The 20,158-nt window shown below is 55.3% G+C and carries 17 protein-coding genes; 12 read left to right on the forward strand and 5 right to left on the reverse strand.

Annotated features, from left to right (window positions below; genetic code table 11):
- Positions 1-3: 3 nt before the first annotated feature.
- Positions 4-4,008: an autotransporter domain-containing protein gene (locus ABKW30_RS21225; RefSeq protein ID WP_348600919.1), complete on the forward strand. Its 4,005-nt coding sequence runs from the start codon at positions 4-6 to the stop codon at positions 4,006-4,008.
- A 346-nt stretch (positions 4,009-4,354) separates the two neighbouring features.
- Here the strand turns inward: ABKW30_RS21225 and ABKW30_RS21230 are convergent, their stop codons facing one another.
- Both ABKW30_RS21230 and ABKW30_RS21235 read right to left on the reverse strand, forming a co-directional pair.
- Positions 4,355-4,585 (reverse strand): hypothetical protein, encoded by a 231-nt coding sequence (locus ABKW30_RS21230; protein WP_348600920.1) that lies wholly within the window; start codon positions 4,583-4,585, stop codon positions 4,355-4,357.
- Between the two features lie 30 nt (positions 4,586-4,615).
- Complete coding sequence (locus ABKW30_RS21235; protein ID WP_348600921.1) at positions 4,616-5,500, reverse strand: LysR family transcriptional regulator; 885 nt, start codon at positions 5,498-5,500, stop codon at positions 4,616-4,618.
- A 105-nt stretch (positions 5,501-5,605) separates the two neighbouring features.
- Here ABKW30_RS21235 and ABKW30_RS21240 point away from each other — a divergent pair, with 105 nt between their 5' ends.
- Both ABKW30_RS21240 and ABKW30_RS21245 read left to right on the forward strand, forming a co-directional pair.
- Positions 5,606-6,496 (forward strand): NmrA/HSCARG family protein, encoded by an 891-nt coding sequence (locus tag ABKW30_RS21240; protein ID WP_348600922.1) that lies wholly within the window; start codon positions 5,606-5,608, stop codon positions 6,494-6,496.
- A 5-nt stretch (positions 6,497-6,501) separates the two neighbouring features.
- Positions 6,502-6,750, forward strand: a complete 249-nt coding sequence (locus tag ABKW30_RS21245) for a DUF2798 domain-containing protein (RefSeq protein WP_348600923.1) — start codon at positions 6,502-6,504, stop codon at positions 6,748-6,750.
- Between the two features lie 219 nt (positions 6,751-6,969).
- Here the strand turns inward: ABKW30_RS21245 and ABKW30_RS21250 are convergent, their stop codons facing one another.
- Complete coding sequence (locus ABKW30_RS21250; RefSeq protein ID WP_348600924.1) at positions 6,970-7,884, reverse strand: LysR substrate-binding domain-containing protein; 915 nt, start codon at positions 7,882-7,884, stop codon at positions 6,970-6,972.
- A 126-nt stretch (positions 7,885-8,010) separates the two neighbouring features.
- On the opposite strand from ABKW30_RS21250, the gene ABKW30_RS21255 reads away from it, so the two are divergent.
- The 3 genes from ABKW30_RS21255 (at position 8,011) to ABKW30_RS21265 (ending at position 11,591) form a co-directional block, all read left to right on the forward strand.
- On the forward strand, positions 8,011-9,171 hold the full coding sequence (locus ABKW30_RS21255) for an FAD-dependent monooxygenase (RefSeq protein WP_348600925.1): 1,161 nt from the start codon (positions 8,011-8,013) through the stop codon (positions 9,169-9,171).
- Positions 9,128-10,048 carry an alpha/beta fold hydrolase gene (locus ABKW30_RS21260; RefSeq protein WP_348600926.1) on the forward strand — a complete coding sequence of 307 codons (921 nt, stop codon included), beginning with the start codon at positions 9,128-9,130 and terminating at the stop codon, positions 10,046-10,048. The genes ABKW30_RS21255 and ABKW30_RS21260 overlap by 44 nt, the downstream gene beginning before the upstream one ends.
- Positions 10,049-10,133: 85 nt before the next feature.
- Positions 10,134-11,591 (forward strand): MFS transporter, encoded by a 1,458-nt coding sequence (locus ABKW30_RS21265; protein WP_348600927.1) that lies wholly within the window; start codon positions 10,134-10,136, stop codon positions 11,589-11,591.
- A gap of 996 nt (positions 11,592-12,587) precedes the next feature.
- Here ABKW30_RS21265 and ABKW30_RS21270 read toward each other — a convergent pair.
- Both ABKW30_RS21270 and ABKW30_RS21275 read right to left on the reverse strand, forming a co-directional pair.
- Entirely contained in the window at positions 12,588-13,070 is a 483-nt protein-coding gene (locus tag ABKW30_RS21270; RefSeq protein WP_348600928.1) for a DUF4143 domain-containing protein, read from the reverse strand.
- On the reverse strand, positions 13,067-13,300 hold the full coding sequence (locus ABKW30_RS21275) for a hypothetical protein (protein WP_348600929.1): 234 nt from the start codon (positions 13,298-13,300) through the stop codon (positions 13,067-13,069). Before ABKW30_RS21275 ends, ABKW30_RS21270 begins: the two co-directional genes overlap by 4 nt.
- A gap of 220 nt (positions 13,301-13,520) precedes the next feature.
- On the opposite strand from ABKW30_RS21275, the gene ABKW30_RS21280 reads away from it, so the two are divergent.
- From ABKW30_RS21280 to ABKW30_RS21305, 6 genes are all read left to right on the forward strand, one after another.
- The gene (locus ABKW30_RS21280) at positions 13,521-14,561 is read left to right on the forward strand and encodes a LacI family DNA-binding transcriptional regulator (RefSeq protein ID WP_348600930.1); all 1,041 of its coding nucleotides are present in this window, start codon (positions 13,521-13,523) and stop codon (positions 14,559-14,561) included.
- A gap of 628 nt (positions 14,562-15,189) precedes the next feature.
- Complete coding sequence (locus ABKW30_RS21285) at positions 15,190-16,404, forward strand: CaiB/BaiF CoA-transferase family protein (protein WP_348600931.1); 1,215 nt, start codon at positions 15,190-15,192, stop codon at positions 16,402-16,404.
- Positions 16,404-17,222, forward strand: a complete 819-nt coding sequence (locus ABKW30_RS21290; RefSeq protein WP_348600932.1) for a 3-ketoacyl-ACP reductase — start codon at positions 16,404-16,406, stop codon at positions 17,220-17,222. Before ABKW30_RS21285 ends, ABKW30_RS21290 begins: the two co-directional genes overlap by 1 nt.
- A 94-nt stretch (positions 17,223-17,316) precedes the next feature.
- Positions 17,317-18,273: a dihydrodipicolinate synthase family protein gene (locus tag ABKW30_RS21295; protein ID WP_348600933.1), complete on the forward strand. Its 957-nt coding sequence runs from the start codon at positions 17,317-17,319 to the stop codon at positions 18,271-18,273.
- Positions 18,274-18,304: 31 nt separating this feature from the next.
- Positions 18,305-19,111: an enoyl-CoA hydratase-related protein gene (locus tag ABKW30_RS21300; RefSeq protein ID WP_348600934.1), complete on the forward strand. Its 807-nt coding sequence runs from the start codon at positions 18,305-18,307 to the stop codon at positions 19,109-19,111.
- A 252-nt stretch (positions 19,112-19,363) separates the two neighbouring features.
- A complete protein-coding gene (locus tag ABKW30_RS21305) occupies positions 19,364-20,149 on the forward strand; it encodes a transporter substrate-binding domain-containing protein (protein WP_348600935.1) in 786 nt (261 codons plus the stop codon).
- Positions 20,150-20,158 lie beyond the last annotated feature (9 nt).

Genomic DNA, 20,158 nt, shown 5'->3' on the forward strand with positions numbered 1-20,158 from the left:
GACATGGTCGAACGAAAGACAGCGTATCGCCGCACAGGTGGAATTTTGGGTTCTTACCTCAGCAAACTGAAATGTACTCTTGGCGCGGCAACCGCGCTGTCCGCAATTGATCGTGGCAAACACGCTGCTCTATGGCGAGCAAACACCTTTGCCTCCATTTTGGCAACAGGCTCTGTTCTCACTTTATTGCTCGCTTCCGGTTCCGCAGTTGCGGGAGGCGGAAACGGCGGCGGCGGCTATGGCGGAGCGGGCGGCGGCGTTGATGCCAGTCATATGGGGCAACCGGGACAAAATGGCCAGGGCTCGGCGGCGGGCGGCGGCGGCGGCGGACCGGGAGCCAATGGTGGCGATGGCAGGTACGAATCCGGACCGGGAAGTGCCGGGACCGGCGGCATTGGTGGAACCGTAGCGGGCGACGATGGAGCGGCCGGCGGCGATGTGACCGACACCACTTTTGCAGGTGGCGGTGGCGGTGGCGGCGGTGCACATGGATATATTGGTAACACGATCCCCTCGGGTACGGTCACTGGCGGAGACGGCGGCAGAGGCGGAAACGCACCAGGAACCGGTGTTGGTACTACGGGCGGCGATGGTGGAGGCGGTGGAGCTGGCGGCTACGGTGCAGTTGTAACCGGCGGTGGAGCGGGCAATGTATCAGCAGGTGACAGTCTGAGCGGGGGGCAAGGTGGAACGGGCGGTAACTCTGTTGTCTATGGGCCCGGCAATGGCGGTGATGGTGGGGCCGGACTGGCCTATCAAGGCACGTCCCTGATCGTCGAGGGCAACCTCAATGGCGGAGCGGGCGGGAATGCCGGGAACACCACCTTCGGCAGTGCCAATGGGGGGAACGGTGGTGTCGGCTTAATCTTCGATGCAGGAAGTCTGATTCAATCGGGCCATGTCAGCGGCGGCAATGGTGGCGGCAACGGCGCAGGCGGCGCGGGCATTGCCGGCTCCAATCTCACGATCACCAATTCGGGGACGATTTCCGGCGGTCTGTCCGGTGACAGCGTAATCCGCGCCAATGCGATCCAGTTTACCGGCGGAAGCAACCGGCTGGAGCTTTGGAACGGTTCCACCATCACCGGCAATGTCGACGCTACCGCCACCGGAACGAACGACACATTTGCCTTGGGCGGTGCGGATGGCGGCTCATTCGATGTCTCTACTATCGGCGATGCGCAACAATATCGTGGCTTTGAGGCATTCGAGAAGACCGGGGCCAGCACCTGGACGCTGACCGGAACGACCTCCGCGGTGACGCCCTGGGCGATCAAGGCCGGTACGCTCTCGATTTCATCGGATGATAGTCTCGGTGATTCAAGCGGCGGACTGACCCTGGATGGCGGCACGCTGCAGAACACGGCAACCCTCACCACGGCGCGCAACATTGCACTTGATGCGGGTGGCGGCACCTTCGATACCGATGTCGATACCGAGCTGACGGCCAATGGCGACATCTCCGGCACCGGGGCGCTCACCAAGACCGGATTTGGTACACTGACGCTGACCGGGACCAATAGTTTCTCCGGCGGTCTCAACCTTCATGTCGGCGCGGTCGAGGTTGATAGTGGCGATGCACTCGGGCAAGGGCCCATCACCTTCGAGGGCGGGCGCTTGAGCGCCATCGGAAGTTTTGACACCAACAATGCATTCCGCAATGCCAATTATAGGGATGCAGCAATTTCAGTGGCCGACGGCCATGTGCTAGGCCTGACGGGCGACGTCGACGTCAACGACGCCTTTCTCTTCAAGCGTGGTGAAGGAACGCTGCGTCTTGCAGGCCCCGGCGCCAAGAATATCGATGCGCTCGCCGTCAACAGCGGAAATGTAGTCGTTGATGGTGTGGCAATTCCGTTCAGTGGCAACAACTATGTCTTTGCCGTCGGCATTGCGCAGACAGATCCGTTAGCGGACGCCGGCCTGAGCATCGTCAACGGTGGCAGTGTGGCAACCGGCTATACCATTGTCGGGGACAGCGCCGGCAAGGGGCGGCTTTCTGTCACCGGCGCAGGTTCACTCTATCAGACCACTTTCCTCGGCGTCGCCGATGGCGGGACCGGGGCAACCGGCCGCCTGACGGTCGCTAACGGCGGTGCCTTGCAGGTGACGGGCGTCCCGGCCTCGGCTTTGGTCCTCGGCGACGACAAGAACACGACGCTTGCGCGTCTGACTGTCGGGGCTGAAGTGGACGATCCTGCTAATCCGGCGGCGGCTGTCGGAGCGGGTTCCGTTGAGGCCGACCTGATCAGATTCGGTTATCAAGGCGCAAACCTTGTCTTCAATCACACCGGAATGGACTATCAATTTGGCTCGCCGCTCGAGAGCGCCGCGGAGGGCTTTGGCGTAATCGACCATTATGCCGGTGTCACCATCTTAACGGGTGATAACTCGGCCTTTACTGGCACAACGAACGTATTGGGCGGAACACTCGCCATCAACGGCACATTGGGCGGCACGCTTGATGTTTTGAATGGCGGTCGGCTCCACGGCATCGGCACGGTGGGCACGACCACAATTGCCAGCGGTGCCATAATCGCGCCCGGCAATTCGATCGGCACGCTGACCGTTGACGGCGACATCACCTTTGCATCCGGCTCGACCTACGAAGCCGAGATCACCCCGGCGCTCGCCAGCGATCTGATCGATGTCAGCGGTACTGCGACGATCGATGGCGGCACGGTCCATGCGATCAAGGCAGGTGGTGTCTATACACCGGACAGCCGCTGGACCATCCTTGGTGCCGATGGCGGGGTTACGGGCACGTTCGACGCCCTCACCCAGAACATGCCCTTCGTCAATCTGGCACTCGCCTATGATGCCAACCATGTCTATATCGACGCCACCCGCAATGCAGTGGCATTCTGCGACGTGGCCCGGACGCGTAATCAGTGTGCTGCGGGCAATGGTCTGGAAAGCACAGGTGCTGGCAATGCTCTTTATGATGCGCTTGCCGCCCTTCCGGATGAAGACAATGCCCGCTACGCACTCGATGCGCTTTCGGGAGAAATCCACGCTTCAGTCAAGTCTGCACTGATCGAGGACAGCCATTTTGTGCGCGATGCAGTCAATGCACGTATTGGCTCGGCCTTTAACGAGGCGACTGCAACGTCAACAACATCTTCCATGCCTGTTCTGTCCTATGGCCCGGATGGTGTAAGCCCGACCGCAGCAGCAAACAGCATCGGTCCGGTTGGCTGGGGACAGGCTTTTGGTGCATGGGGTTCGTTTGACGGCAATGGCAATGCTGCCGGTCTTGATCGTTCGACCGGTGGTTTCCTGACCGGTATCGACGGTGCGCTCAGCGCCAACACGCGGCTTGGTCTGCTGGCCGGTTACAGCCATTCCTCATTCCATGTCGATGACCGCAGTGCTTCCGGCTCCAGTGAGAACTACCATCTGGGACTTTATGGCGGTGGTCAGTGGAATGCCTTGCGGCTAAGCGGCGGCCTTGCCTATACGTGGCACAGTGTCGAGACCAATCGCTCGGTGATTTTTCCGGGTTTTGCGGACACGCTTGCGGCTGACTATGATGCTGGCACATTCCAGGCCTTTGGCGAGGCTGGCTATCGCATCGACACGACGCTTGCTTCGTTTGAACCCTTCGCCGGTCTTGCCCATGTCAGTCTCAAGACGGACGGGTTTACGGAGAAGGGCGGCCTTGCAGCGCTTCAGGCACGTGGTGAGACCACTGACACCACCTTCACGACGTTGGGACTGCATGCGTCCACCAATTTCAATCTGGGTGGTGTGCAAGCAAGGGCGCAGGGCACGCTTGGCTGGCAGCATGCCTTTGGCGACACCACACCGCTGTCGACACTGGCCTTTGCCACGGGAGATGGCTTTACCACGGCAGGTGTTCCGATTGCCGAAGATGCAGCGCTTATCCGTGCCGGTCTTGACTTCGACATCACTGAAAGCGCCACACTCGGCCTTTCCTATAGTGGGCAGATCGCAAGCGACGCCCAGGAGCATGGGTTCAGTGCGAAGTTTGGGGTGACGTTCTGACCGGGCTGAATCTTGATGAATCCCAATCACTGACAGGGTGGCCATTCGATCCAAAGGCGCTGCAGCGGCAGTGGCTTCGTGCTCAGCCGTTGCAAGATGCCTCCCCAAGGACATTGTACGGTTAAACCGCCAGACAACGCGCTGTCAGTCGTCGCGTAAACTCACCGGCGGGCCGCCCGGCCAAGCCTAAACGCAGGATTCAACACACAACCTAAACCGACCCCTAGTCTAGGGTGTCATTTCGTCCTGTACCGGAACTGACCCCTTTTTTCGGAACGTAACGAAGACTCCGCTTCGCCGCCTGGCACAATCTGCCACAATTCAGACGGTGGGCCTTTGGCGACCCTCACTCATCGTCAAGCGGCGCGGGGTGCTGCAAGCTCTCAAGCGCGTGATTGACGAAATGAGCAGTGTCGATGATGACTCCCTGCTTCGTATCCACGCACGAAAGATCCTCGATCAGGGCAATGCAGAATGGCCGATGTTCCCAGTTATAGAAGTCCGGACGCATCTGCGGATCGGATGACGAAGGGGCAGACTGATCAAATTGATGAAAGACTGCCCGGCCACCTGCCAAGGCGCTGATGCTTTTTCCCTAAAGAAGCGTTTACAGTCGCAACTGCCGCGCCAGATAATCAACAAATGCTCGAACCTTTGCAGGCGGAAATTTATTTTCCTGCCACAGCGCATGAATCGGCACGGGGTCGGGTTCAAAACGCTCCAGTACAATCTGAACCTCATCGTTCTCAACGAGCCGTTTGATTTGCCAGAGCGGTGAGTAGCCAAGTCCAATGCCGCTTCTAACAGCAGAATAAACTCCTGTCATAGTATTGGTTCGAAACGCCCCTCGTACAGAAACTGTGAGCGGTTTGCCTTCAGCTCGAAACTTCCACTGCCCGGACCGGTCATTGATAGTTCTGACAATGCAGGAGTGCCCCTTTAGTTCAGAGGGGTGAGCTGGCCGGCCATGTTGAGCAAAGTAGGCAGGCGATCCAAAAACGACGCGCCTCAATTCGCCAAGTCGTTTTCCCTGCAATCCGGAATCTGGCAGATCGGCAATGCGCAGGACGAGGTCAAGTCTGTCATCGGCAAGGTCTGAGAACGCATCTGTTAACTGAAGTTCCACCTCGATCTGCGGATTTTCGCGCATAAAGCCAGCGATCACGGGAACCAGATAATCCGGGCCGAACAGTACGGGAGCGCCAATCCGCAGTGTCCCTGACGGTGCAGAGCGGCGATCCATTGCCTCTGATTTCGCGCTCTCAATTTCCGAAAGAGCGGGTTTTATTTGCAAGAAGAATATCCGTCCGGCTTCGCTGAGGGTGGATTGCCGCGTGGTGCGGTGAATAAGTTCAATGCCAACTTCTGCTTCCAATGCAGCCAGCGACCGGCTGACAGCTTGCAGCGGGCGCTTAAGCGCCCGGGCAGCCTGTGTAAGGCTGCCATACTCTGCCACAGCGACAAAGGATTTAAGGTCTACAATCCGGGTCATGATTATCTCGATAAAAAGGATACTTTATCACTTACAGTGCTGATTGTTACGTTAGTCGAGATATTCTAAATTATTTTTATCAAGTTCAGCCAGAGGAAATATCAGATGGAATGCGCGAAACCAACGGTTCTTGCCATCGGAGCTACCGGTAAGTTTGCCAACCTTGTTGTGCCCGAACTGGTAAAGCGCAAGGCGACCGTACGGGCGCTCGTCAGAGACGATGAGCGCGCGATGATTGCCCGGTCTATCGGAGCTTCTGAGATCGCGTTAGGTGACCTTCGCAATCGCGACAGTCTTCTCCGGGCTGTCACCGGGGTCGATGCAGTATTTCATATCGGCCCCGCCTTTGCCTTGGACGAGGCCGCTTTGGGCGTTGCTCTGGTTGAGGCGGCGGAACAAGCGGGGGTCAAAAAGTTTGTATTCTCATCCGTTATCCAGCCGACAAACACTCGCCTCAAAAATCATGCAAGCAAGGTTCCCGTAGAGGACGCTATTTATTCGTCCAAACTACAATATACGATCTTGCATCCAGCAAACTTTATGCAAAATATCAGCTTTGCCTGGACGTCTATACTCGACAGGCACGCTTTCAGTGAACCCTTTCCTGCAGACGTCAAGATTGCTCGCGTGGATTATCGGGACGTTGCAGAGATCGCCGCGATAGCTTTGACGCAGGATACACTGGCGTTTGCTACACTCGAACTCAGCGCCGGAATGTACAATCGTGTTGAAATCGCAGCCGCACTTTCTGATGAATTGGGATATCCAATAGAGCCGCTTGAACCAAGTTTTGGTGAATGGGTAAAGGAAGCGCGACTTCCTTACAGCGATCACCAGATTCATCTGCTTTCGAAAGTGCACGAACACTATCGATCGTTTGGCCTTGGCGGAAATAGTTTGACGCTCAAGGCTGCGCTCGGACGAAATCCCCGCTCACTGCGCGAATACATTCGAGACCTGGTGAACGCCTCAACCAAACAAGCCAATAAAGGGTGATTGGAATGCCTGACAAACAAAAGCGGAAACTTCCTCAGCGCTACGCCCGTTTTGTAACGCCATTCATCCTTTCAATACTCATGTCGGCGATAGTTTCGGCGGTGGCAACGATCATGAGTGTCGGCTTCGGTCCAGAATTTGCAATAGGTTGGGCGAATGCGTGGGGTGCATCATGGCTCGTCGCTTTTCCCAGCCTTCTTGTAATGATGCCCGTCGTGCGCCGGATCGTTTTATTAATTGTGGAACAACCATAGTCGAAGACCCGCATCGCCGTGCAATCGAGAGTATGCACTGCAATACCGGGTCAGTTCCGAGCGGAAATCAACACCTTATGATCCCGGATATGAGATCGTTTTCTTGTTGTTGATGAAGGAGCGCGTGTTAGCTATCAACGTTGAAATGGGTACCAGCTTTCGAATTTCATGCATTATCGGTATTTTCAAAGGAAGGGTATGAAGTATCTAACTTCTCAATCAAGGGGTCGATTCAATACCAGCCAATTCGATGGTTTTGGCGATGAAGTTATTTACCAGGGCCAGCCTGTTATTCTTCCGATAAATTGCATAGAGCGGCAGGGGCGGCAGCGAGTGTTGCCACACTGGCCGGTAGATAACAGCCTCCCGGTGAAGCACCTGGATCGAAGCTGGCACCAAGGTCACACCCCGGCCCGCTGCCACGAGATTGATTGCCGCAATCAGGCGACTGACCTGATCGACGATATTGACTTTGATGTGCTCGGCATCAAGTGCGCGCGTGATTGCGTCGAAAATGCCCGGTCCATCGGCTCTGCGATAAATGACGAGATCCTGACCCGCGAGCATCGCCAGCGTCACCGGCTCCGATGGCTCGTTCGCTGCCAGTGGATGGTCGCGCGGAATAGCAGCCACCATGTTCTCTCGCGCCAATACCGTACTTTCCAAATCGGCAAAACCTTCCGAGGATATGTGCAGCAATGCCGCATCGATGCGCTTTTCCTGCAACGCGAGAATGAGCTCATAGGTTTCGCGCTCCTCGACCTCAATCTTCGCCAAAGGATATTCGTCACGGAACGTCCGCAATATCCTGGGTGTCAGCTTGTGAAGCGAGGCCGAGCTGGTAAAGCCAACGATTAACCGGCCTCGCTCACCACGATCAAACCGTCGAACATGCTCCATTGCCTCCCTGGCGCGGGCCAGAACTGCGCGAGCCTCTTCTAAAAAGACTCCACCGGCTGCATTGAGCATAATGCGCTTCGGCAGGCGATCGAACAATTGAACCCCAAGTTCTTCTTCCAGAAGCCTGATCTGTTGCCCGAGGGGCGGTTGTTGAATGTGCAACCGCTCTGCAGCTTTGGTGATACTCCCTTCCTCAGCAACGGCAACGAAATATCTTAAATGGCGCAGCTCCATGCAAACCTCCAGATCATTTTTATAAACATACAAAGTTTTAAAAACAGATAATATAAATATTTTACATACTTTTTGGAGTGGCATAGGAAATATCCGGCTCAATGAAGCATGAGGAGGATGTCAGCCATGACCAAACCTAAGCCATCAATCGCAATTATCGGAGCCGGTATGGGCGGCCTTGCCGCTGCAGCCACCCTGCGCCAGATCGGTATCGACGTAAATGTCTATGAGCAGGCTCCGAAGTTCGCCCGCATAGGCGCCGGCATCCAGATGCTGCCCAATTCGTCACGCGTGTTGCGTGGTATTGGCGTTGAGCAGAAGCTTCGTTCGATTGCCTTTGAACCCTACTCGCATTTGAATCGTGTGTGGGATACGGGGGAGCTCAAGCGCGAGCTGCCAATGCCTGAAAGCCTTTACGGTGCGCCATTCCTTTGTATGCATCGTGCCGACCTTCATGATGCGCTTTACTCGGTATTGCCACCGGAAATCGTGCATCTCGGCAAGAAGCTGGTTGGATTGGACCAGTCGGACAGCGGCGTCACGATGTCCTTCGCGGACGGGAGCAAAGCGCGCGCCGATGCCGTTATCGGTGCTGACGGTGTGCACTCGCTGGTGCGAGATATCATTGTAGGCCCCGACGAGCCCATTCATCGTGGGCGCATTGCCTACCGCGCGGTCTTCGATGCAAGCCTGATGAATGGCGGTGAAATTCGCCCCTCCCGCACCAAGTGGTGGGGTGTCGATCGCCATATTGTCATTTACTATACGGCCGCCGATCGCAGCTCACTGTATTTCGTTACCAGCGTGCCGGAACCTGCCGACTGGCTGACCAAGGAATCCTGGTCTGCCAAGGGCGATGTGCGCGAGTTGCGTGCTGCCTATGAGGGCTTCCACCCGGAAGTCCAGATGGTTCTCAATGCTTGCCCCGATTGTCATAAATGGGCGATCCTCGAGCGCGAACCGCTGCCGCACTGGAGCGTCGGGCGTGTTGCCCTTCTTGGCGATGCCTGCCATCCGATGACGCCCTATATGGCGCAGGGTGCGGCCACCTCTATCGAAGATGCCGCCGTTCTCGCACGTTGCCTCGATGGCGTCGATAACGACGATATCGAGGCTGCATTCCGACGCTACGAAGCCAACCGAAAGCCGCGTACCTCGCGTATCCAGGCGATATCGAGCGCCAATACCTGGATGTCCGGCGGTAACGAAGATACATCGTGGCTCTATGGCTATGATGCATGGAATGTCCCGCTTGTGGATGCCGACGATCTGGCATTGGCAGGCTGATATGGCAACCGCAGCGTTCAGGCCCGTCATGGATAGTGGTTCCGGCATGGCAGTCGAGCATCGGAAGGCGCGTATGAGAGACGGTGTCTCGGCCGCCTATTCCAGATACCCGAAGGCAATCGATAATTCTCCGCGTATCGTCCTCATTCATTCTTTGGCACTCGACAGAAGTGTCTGGGACGACGTTCTCCCAAGACTGACCGCCCATGGAGAAATTATCGCTGTCGACTGCCGCGGGCATGGTCTTTCCGACCATGCCCCGGGACCCTATTCCATTGAGATGATGGGGCATGATATCGCCGACGTGCTCGACGATGCGGGGTGGCATGAAGCTATCATCGTCGGCTGCTCGATGGGCGGCTGCGTGGCGCAGGCCTTCGCGGCACAATATCCGCAGCGCCTGCGTGGTCTCGGACTGATCGATACAACGGCATGGTATGGTACGGGCGCGCCGGCTACCTGGCGCAAGCGCGCCGCAACAGCGCAGGCGGAGGGGCTTCGGGGCCTTGCCGATTTTCAGGTGACACGCTGGTTCGGAGACCGTTTTCGCAAGGAAAATCCCGATCGCGTCAAGGCGGCAATGGAGGTCTTCACTGGTAATGATCTCGACTGCTATGCAGCGACTTGCGTGATGCTGGGCGATGCCGATTTGCGGCGATTTTTGCCAAAGATCAAGGCTCCTGTCGCGGTCATCGTTGGCGAGGAGGACTATGCTACGCCAGTCGATGCGGCTCGCGAGCTTCAGCACGCAATCAAGGATGCCACACTGACCGTATTGCCCGGAGCAAGGCATTTGACACCAATAGAGTGCCCGGATGCTGTGGCAGCAAAAATAGTGGACTTGATCGGGCGGGTATATGGAACCCATAGCCCCTAACCATTCCCGATGGAGAAATTCACGACGGATTAAGCTCTGTTTAAATTCAGAGAGAAGCCATACGCAAAACATCTGGGAGGAAAAAATGCGGGGCAACGAGATCATATTAGGCGCAAGCTCGCCCGTTCATATCGCAAAGGCCGACCGGTTACTCGCAGCTGATCATCCGACGCGCACCGACGACCTGATCAGCCGTTTTGAACGTATCCCGTTTTCTGGCTGGCACAGGCGCGCGCGCATAACCATGGGCACCGCGACATTCCTCGACGCATTTGACGCGCTTTCTCTCGCCTTCGTCCTTCCCGTTCTGGTGAAACTCTGGAGCCTGACACCTGCGGACATCGGCTGGCTGATCGCCGCAAGCTATATCGGGCAGCTTGTCGGAGCTTTACTGTTCAGCCGCCTTGCCGAAGCCTATGGCCGCGTTCCCAGTGCTGCAGCTGCAACAGCGATCATGTCGGTAATGAGTTTGGGTTGTGTTTTCGCCGGAAGTTTCCCGCTTCTGTTTGTCTGCCGCCTCATCCAGGGTATCGGCGTTGGCGGAGAGATGCCGGTTGCTGCAGCTTATATCAGTGAGCTTTCCCGGGCCGAGGGCCGGGGCCGATTCTTCATGTTGTATGAGATGATTTTCCCTGTAGGGCTTATGGTTACCGGGCAGGTGGGCACTATTCTGGTCCCCATGTTCGGCTGGCAGTCACTGTTCCTGATCGGTGGAATTCCTGGCCTCATCCTGGCCTTCATTCTGTTCCGCTTGCCAGAATCGCCACGCTGGTTGATTGCCAAAGGCAGGCTGGAGGAGGCAGATGCCGCCATCTCAAATGCTGAAAGGAGCGCAGTAAAAACATACCCGGATTTCAAGCCTCAGGCACCTTATACACCAGTAGTGCCAGAGTCTTCGGCATTGAAGGACACGCCAAATCCATCAGAAAGAGGCCGCTGGATGGAATTGCTTTCTCCGGTTTTCCGGGCGCGCACCGTAATAGCATGGGCATTGTGGGCCTGTGCATTTTTCGTCGCCAACAGCCTCAACAACTGGATGCCGACGCTTTATCATACAGTTTACAATCTCGATCTCGCCACGTCGCTTCGGGCAGCGTCCATGACCAACGTCGCTCAGGTTATCATCCTTTTGGTCTGCGCCTTCTGTATTGACAGGATTGGCCGCCGCAACTGGGCCGTAGCATCCTTCGTCATTGGGGCACTGTTGCTTGCGGCGCTGGCGTTTGGTGCAAAGGACAATCTTGTAATGGTAATTGTTTTGGCGACGCTCGCTTACGGGATCGTCGGGTCCGTCAACGCTGTCCTTTATCTCTACACTCCCGAGATATACCCGACGCGCATGCGCGCTCTCGGTACCGGGATTGCCACATCATGGCTGCGGCTGGCCTCGGCGGTCGGTCCGGCTCTGGTTGGTTATATGGTCTCCCGGGAGGGGATTGGCGCAGTATTCGTTATGTTTGCTATCGTCGCTGCTATCGGAGCACTGGCGGCTTCGCAAATGATCGAGACCCGTGGACGAAAGCTGGAGGACATAGCCAGCTAGACTTGAAGTTGCTGTAGTCCCAAGCGACCATTGCCGATCAAATGCGGAGACCGTGTCGTGTTTCCGCAGTCATGTTCGCCTTTGAAGTCCTCCTGCCAATCCACGCAGGAGTTCGGAAATTACCCGGGCTCAAAACATAAATTCCGGCGGTGTGAACATCAATCGCCATGAAGCTGGCCTGCGATCACAAACATCCTGGAAGCTGTCGCGAACATTGAACACCAGCTCGGCATGGCACAGGCTAAGTCAAGCAAGAGTCATAACAGCCGGCATGGAGCCAGTTTGGCCAGTGCGCTTTCAAGTGCACTCCTAACAGTCATCCACGCTAGCCGCGCACTGGACACCCTGTCTTGCATCGGTGCCAAGGGACAGTGGTGGCATTCCAGAGCATGGTATTGGCAAGATGCCCAGATAACTCAAGACATTGCATCCAAGCACGCGGGGCTGTCTCAATGCCGCGACGGCCACGTCTTTCACTTCCGCGATCGCACACAAGAGAAACCACTACGCACACCGTGCAGGGAGTTTTCCAACCTCAACGCAAGAGGTCGACAAAATCGTCCCCGCAAGGCATCGTACAGTGGAAAGCAGACTGCTGGCTAGGTGGCATTCATAGGCTGAATTCGTCGAAATCAGACTATCTGATTCAGCGCTTGGAGTTGGGCTTCGCCACTATGATTTGTCATCGTTATTTTTGGCGAACCGGACAAGCCTCTCCGAAGAGTTTAGTTTTCCTGGGGGGGTTGATTTGACTCAGCCAAATTTTGACGCAGCCAGATTCGAAACACAGTGGTTCATTGAAGCCTGGGTCAATTTCCATATGGCTGCCAACTATCCTCATTTACTGGAACCTCCCTTTCGAGATGCCTCAGACCCAAGCAATCTCCTCGAGTTGTAAATGCTTGTCTGTTCAGGCGTTGGACAAATTCGCCGTTCGGTAGCAAATGCCACCAGCCTGAGATTAACGGACTGACTTGACTTGGAAAGTGGCATTTCCTAAGCGCGAGAAGACGGTCGTAGATCTTGGATTGACCACAGCATCGACGCAGGCAAGGCGATCCGCCCTGGACCGAAAGACAATAGGTGCTCTCCGAGGTAGACGACAAATCCAACGCCACGATAGCCTTTTCCTGGACCTTCCGAGAGAAACCAATCGATGTGGCGAAAATCACCTTTATCAATCTTGGATGTTGCCTTCATTTCGAACAGCGCGATCAAGCGGCCCGGCGCTTCTGCAACGATATCGATCTCACGGACATCGGCGCGCCAGTGCCACAATGACCGGCGCTTGGAGAGAAATGGCAAAGTTTTCTCCAGCTCGGTGAAGAAGAAGGTTTCGAAAAGGGAGCCGAAGGCCGTCGGGTCGGCGTCGATGCCGAAGCTGTTGGAGTCCTCACCCCCGAAGGGCAGTGGCCAATCCGGTATCCTTGATATGAAGTCGGCGACTTGACTTCCCGTTTCGCTTTTGCGGATGATCAAGTACCAAGACGCAGGACGACGCCAAGTCGTGTGAGTGCGTCAAGATAATCGCTTACAGTCTCACGTCGGACGGCCAAAGCGCTCGCAAGCTTCCCGACATTGAGTTCTTGGCCAGTTCTCGAAGCCGCTTGATAGATCAACCGCCGCGCCGCGTCTGGCTTGCGGACGGAATGGACTGCGGAGACGTCGCGCTCAATGATGCTGTCAACATAGCTCGAACATCGATCCATCCGGTCGCAATCCGTAAATCGGCGCATATCTGGAAAGCCCCAGTATGAAAGTCTTTTGCCGTGAGAGGAGGATTCGGAGATACTATGGGTCCGGCGGTATGCAAGCGAAAGAAATCGTTTTCTTAATCAGCTGAATCGTGTAAATGAACAATTCGGCGTGAGAATCGGTGTGGCGATTGTTGAACCAAGCGCTGGGGCCGAGCGGTTTCGGAGGAATGCTTTGAGTAATGCCGACCGGCAAACGGTAAACGAATCCAAAGTCGTAAAATTGAAAGATGTGGCGCTCCGTGCTGGATGCTCCATTGCTACCGCTTCGCGGGTGTTGAACGGAAACCCGACCGTAGGCCAATCGGAAAAAGAGCGAGTGCTCGCCGCTGCAGCTCAGCTTGGATACACACCCAATACTTCTGCCAGGGCCCTGCGGTCACAGAGCACTCATCTGGTGGGTGTTATTATCCCCACCCTGGATCACGCAATTTACGCCAAGATGGTAGACGCTCTTCAGGAACGTCTTGCTCAGAGCGGCACCTCGGTGATCATTAATACCTCGGGTTACGACCTGGAACGTGAAAGCAAGCAGGCAAAGCTTCTTGTCAGTCGAGGCGTCGAGGCGATTGTTCTCGTGGGTTCTGAACACAATGCCGAAATGCTGGCCTATTTGCGCCGTGCAGGGGTAAGTCAGTTGTTTACCTATACCTGTGATTTCGGTGATGGAGATGCGGCAGTTGGGTTTAATAACAGGATTGCAGGCGCATCGGCAGCCAGTTTTCTCCTCGGTCTCGGGCATCGCCGGTTTGGCATGATTGCTGGCATCACCCGCGGCAATGACCGTGCAACCCAGCGTCGCGAAGGCTATCTCGATACTCTTGCCGAAGCGGGTATCGACCGGCAAAGTGTCGTGGTGATCGAGGCACCGTATATGATTGAACATGGCCGCGCCGCCATGCAGTCGCTTATGCAAACCCATCCAAGGCCCTCTGCAGTCTTTTGCGGCAGCGATATCCTCGCCGTGGGTGGTATAAAATACTGCAGGTCGGCAAATATCGGCATTCCGGACGATATTTCGGTCGTGGGTTTCGATAATCTTGAGATTGCCGAGCTAATTTCTCCTGAGTTGACCACGCTCGATGTGCCCGCACGCGAAATGGGCGAGGCTGCAGCGGAAGTGCTGCTCCAACTCAATGCCAAAAAGGAAGTCAACACGGTGACAGAGCTGCGTACGCGGCTGATTGTTCGGGGCAGTACCGGGCCCGCGGGGTAATCATGTTTCGAAGGCAAGAGCTGGTCCGGTTTCAACATTGCGATCCCGCGGGGATTGTATTCTATCCGCGCTATGTCGAGATGATAGATGCCACCGTTGAAGATTGGTTCGCCGAGCTAGTTGATATCAGCTTTGCTGACATACACTGCAAGATGAATAGCGCGGTCCCGGTAGCTTCGCTTTCAATTGATTTCCATTCACCCAGCAGGCTCGGTGAAGTGTTGCATCTCGATCTGGCCGTGTCACGCCTCGGAAACTCCAGCGCTAAACTTTTGAGTACCGCGTCTCCAGGCGATAACTTACGGTTCGAATCCAAATTGACTTTGGTGCATATTAACACAGAGGATTATAAATCGCGTCCATGGCCGGATGATATACGAAATGCAATCGTGTCGTTCTCGCCCTCGCTGATGCATTCCTCCGACATGGTTTCTTAAGCTCTCGATCATTCAGCAATCGTTTTCTGAGCCACACCCAAATCTAGAGCCGCCAGCGTCTTCCTCATCAATAATTTGGCCCGGAAACGCAAGCCTCCCCTTGACTTCGAGCAGGCGGGGTGAGAAAACGATTTCTCAGACATTGATTAGCGGCAAGTCCGTTTTGCCGTGTGAACAGCCAGGAGAGAATTGTGCTGCTTTCTGGGATTAAGGTCGTCAGCTTTTGCCACTTTTTGCAGGGCCCTGCGGGAGCGCAGTATCTTGCGGATATGGGTGCTGACGTTATCAAAGTCGAGCCCGTACTTGGTGCGCATGAGCGTCACTGGTCAGGCGCCGACGTTTTCATCGAAGGTGTGAGCGGATTTTATCTCTGCGCAAACCGCAACAAGCGTTCTATCGGTATCGATCTCAAATCGGAAGAGGGGCACGCGATAGCGTCACGCCTCATCACCGAGGCCGATGTCGTGATGGAAAACTTTCGCCCGGGGGTATTTGCACGATTGGGCTTCACCGATGAGGAACTGAAAAGGCTCAATCCGCGCCTGATCTTCGCATCGGCCAGCGGATATGGTTCGAGCGGACCCATGGCGGGAAAGCCCGGGCAGGATATTTTGATGCAGGCTGCCTCGGGGCTGATCAGCGCGACCGGGGCACCGGCGCGAGGTAACGCGGCTGTGGGGGCCGCCGTTGTGGATCAGCATGGAGGCGCATTGCTTGCCATGGGGATTCTGGGTGCTTTGCTCCGCCTTCAGCGGGAAGGCAAGGGCACAAGGGTTGAAGCAAGCTTGATCAACTCTGCCATTGATCTCCAGGGTGAAGCTCTGGTGAATTACTATGCCGGAGGGATCACGCAGGACCGTATGGAACGTGAACCCAGTCTTGCTACGTGGTTCCATGCAGCGCCATATGGTGTTTACCCGGCAAAAGATGGTCAGGTTGTTATCTCGCTTTGTAGTGATGAGACGTTAGCAGAAGCACTTGATAGCGAGGAACTTCGCCAGTTGATCGGTGTGGATCGGTACGTCGAGCGCGACCGGGTTGCACGGGCGGTTGCCGCTGCAACCGCGAACTTCACAGTCAAGGAACTGACGGAATGCTTCGACAAGCATGGCATTTGGTTTTCCCCCGTCAATAATTATGACGATCTGCTGAACGATCCGCAGATAGAACATATGAACATTTTCAGGAAAGTATCCGTTCGCGGCAGAACGGTACATCTGGTCAATCACCCAAACCGTTATGACGGGCAGGTGCCGGAGCTTCGCGTTCTTGCGCTGGAGATCGGCGAGCATACACGTGAGATCATGAGCGAACTTGGATATTCGCAGAGTGAGACTCAAAAGTTGATTTCATCGGGAGCAATTGCAGCCTCTCGCTTGGCCAATGAAATGGATGAGACCGTATAATGCATAATCTGGTCGAAGTTTCTCCGACGGACCGTAAAGCTGGGATCAATACACGCGGTGTAGCGCTGGTCACCGGTGGTCGCAGGGGAATTGGTCGAGCTGTCTGTCTGGAGTTGGCAGGTCGTGGATTCGACATAGGTTTTGTCGATCTTGCCCATGACGATAAGGTTGACGAGACACTTTCGCTTGTCGCCGCCACCGGGCAGCGCGTTGCGTTTTTTCCCTTGGACATTTCCCGTACGGATCAACATTCGGCCGTGGTTGAGCGTGTGACGCGCGATCTCGGTGCGATTTCGTGTCTCGTCAACAATGCCGGAATTCAGGTTTCCATTCGTGGAGATCTCCTCGATACGACCGAAGCCGAGTTTGACAGGCTTGTCGGCGTCAATCTGCGCGGAACGTTCTTTCTAACGCGGGAAGTTGCTCGCGCGATGATTGCTGAAGCACGTCCGGAAATGGTGAGATCGATCATTACCATCACCTCCGCGAACGCCCACCTCGTATCACCGGAAAAGGGTGCTTATTGCGTTTCTAAAGCCGGTTTATCGATGGCCATGCAGACATTTGCCGTGCGGCTGGCCGATGAAGGCATCCGGGTCCATGAAATTCGTCCTGGCTTGATAGAGACGGATATGACAGCCGATGTCTATGAGCGTTATTCGCCGAGCATTGAAAGTGGTGCGATATGCCCGCTTAAAAGTTGGGGGCAACCCTCCGATATCGCCGGCGCGATAGGAACGCTTGCGACCGGAGGAATACCCTACAGCACGGGCGACATTTACAACATTGGCGGTGGGATGCATATTCCACGCCTTTAGATTGGACACTTGAGAAATCGTTTTCTTACCTGCCATATTCGGCGCTGTTCAACATAAGACAGAGCAAGTTCCCATTCCAAAAAAGGAGACCAAAATGAGTGCTCACAGGTTTGAACCAAAAGGGGTAATCCCCGCGTGCCTGATGCCCTTTGATGCTGACATGGGCATCAATGAGCTCGCCTATCGCGCTCATCTCGCGGATATTGTCTCGATTGCAGGGATTGCGGGCATTACCATCAACGGTCATGCGGCAGAGGTTCACGCACTTACCATCGACGAACAGAAACGGGCGGTCGTGGTCACCAAAGACGCGCTGCAGAACCGCGTTGCAACGATTGTCGGTATCTGCACCGAATCAAGCCTTGAGGCAGGGCGTCTGGCTGCCTATGCGCAAAAAGAGGGGGCGGACGGCCTTCTGGTGTTCCCACCGGCATTCATGAGTCTCGGCGGGCATATGCGTCCAGAAATGATTTTTGAGCATTTGCGTCACATTACAGAGGCAAGCGATCTTCCCATCATTCTCTTCCAGTTTCCTTTGGGATCGCAGCTCTCCTATCCCGTCGAGACGCTGCTTGAACTTTGCCGGAAGTTCCCGACAATACGCGCTGTCAAGGATCAGATCGGCGACGGAAACCAGCATGAACGTCAGATCCGCGTGCTTCATGCGCTCGACAAGCCCGTCAATGTTTTGACGACACATAGCGCCTGGCTGCTCGGTTCACTCGCCCTTGGCTGCGATGGAATCCTTTCCGGTGCTGGCAGTATCATCGCCGATTTGCAGGTTGCATTGTTCAACGCCGTACAATCTGACGATCTGAAAACCGCGCGTTTAATCAATGACAGGATTTATCCAACGGTACGGGCGTTCTATGATGCGCCGCTGCTCGATATGCATAACCGCATGAAAGAGGCGCTCGTCTTGTTGGGTCGAATGAAGGAAGCGCATGTGCGTCCACCGCTTATGAAGCCGACGCCGCAAGAGATTGGTAAAATCAAGGAAATGCTGAAGCTTGCCGGGCTCACGGCGGAAACGGTCTATAAGGCTGCATAAATCAACATGATGGTTGAAGGAGAATTCTGGAATGCAGAACATTCGCGGCACCGCCGATATCGTCGATCAAGGCCTTGTTTTGGCCAATGTCCCGGTGTCGGGAGTTCTTCTTCTGACCCTCAACCGGCCCGCGAAGTTGAATGCACTGTCCAAGCAATTACTGGCTGAACTGCTGGCTCATTTGAATAATGCTGCTACCGATGATGCGGTGGGATGCGTTGTATTGACAGGTCATGGTAAATCCTTTGCCGCGGGCGCGGATATAACCGACATGCTCGAACGCGGGGTGGATTCCTATGCGGACCCCGAACGTATCTCCGTTTGGACGCAGATTGAACGCTTTCCCAAGCCAATCATAGCAGCAGTAAACGGATATGCCTTGGGAGGCGGGCTGGAGCTTGCTCTCCTCTGTGACATCGTTCTGGCGGCAAAGGGCGCGCAATTTGGAACACCCGAGATCAAGATAGGGTCTTTCCCGGGGGATGGCGGGACGCAACGCCTGCCGCGTGCGGTGGGGAAGTCCTTTGCGATGCAAATGATCCTGACCGGCATGATGATCGATGCCGACCTTGCCGAGCGTAAGGGTCTAGTTTCCGAAGCCGTCGATGCTGAAACACTGCTTCCCCGGGCTTTGGAATTGGCGTCGGCGATTGCCACCATGTCTGTTGCAATCACTCCTTTCGCCAAGCGCGCTGTCAACGCGGCCTTTGAGATGCCGCTTGAGCAAGGAATTAGGCATGAGAGAAAGTTAAATATAGAGGCTTTTGCCAAGGAAGATCGTATGGAAGGGCTGCGATCCTTCAAGGAAAAGCGGCCCCCAAATTTCAAGGGGAGGTAAATCGCGACGGGGGTCGCGGCGCTCCGGAACGCGCAAAAGAAATCGTTTGCTCAGAAAATCTAATTTTAGACAGTCAGGTCAGAAAATCCGATTAAAATCCTTGACAAACGAGCTAAAACTTAAGAAAACGATTTCACACATTGATCAAGAGAAGAAATTCGAGAGCTTTGTGTTTTGCCGGCGATGCGAGGCTTTCGCTGTCGATAATGACTGGCTCAGGGCCACTAACCTAGTGTTTTCGGGAGGAAAATTATGAACAGGTTAATACTTTCACTGATTGCAGGAATCGCCTGCTGCTTTGCAGCGTTTGGCGCGCATGCCCAATCCGTCAATGAAATCATTGCCAGCGGCAAAGTGCGGATTGGTGTCAATGCGGGCGCGCCGCCCTTCAGCATGGTCGATGCCAGCGGAGCAACGGTTGGATACGATGTCGATACGGCAAATCTTATTGCCCAGTATCTTGGCGTGAAGGCTGAGATCGTTCCCTATACGACCGCGGCCCGCATTCCGGCGCTGGATTCAAAAAAGGTCGATATCGTCGTTGCGACCTTGTCGCCGACCCCGGCACGTGCTCAAACGGTTATGTTTACGATGCCCTATAGCACGTTCCAGCTCGTGGTCCTTGCCCCCAAGGATAGCACCCTCGGCAAACTGGAAGATCTGTCTGGAAAGAAGATCGGTGTTTCGCGAGGCACTCCCCAGGAGGCAGCTCTAGATCGGCTTGCTCCCAAAGATGCTGCAATCACCCGTTTTGAGGATGATGCCACGACCATGCAGTCGCTGATTTCTCAGCAGGTCGATGCTATCGCCATTCCTGATACGGTTTATGGAGAGCTGAAGAAGGCTCGCCCGGATGTGCCATTCGAGCCGAAATTCACCCTCTTTAACCAGTTCATGTCAATTGCAGTGCGCAAAGACGCTTTCGAACTGAAGCAATGGCTTAACACCACTTTGTCTTTCATCAAGCAAAGCGGCGAACTTGACGATATATCTACCAAATGGACCGGAAAGAAGCTTCCTGCCATGCCTGTCTTCTAAAGAACAAGC

This window comes from Phyllobacterium sp. SB3, assembly GCF_040009165.1.
Taxonomy (GTDB): Bacteria; Pseudomonadota; Alphaproteobacteria; order Rhizobiales; family Rhizobiaceae; genus Phyllobacterium.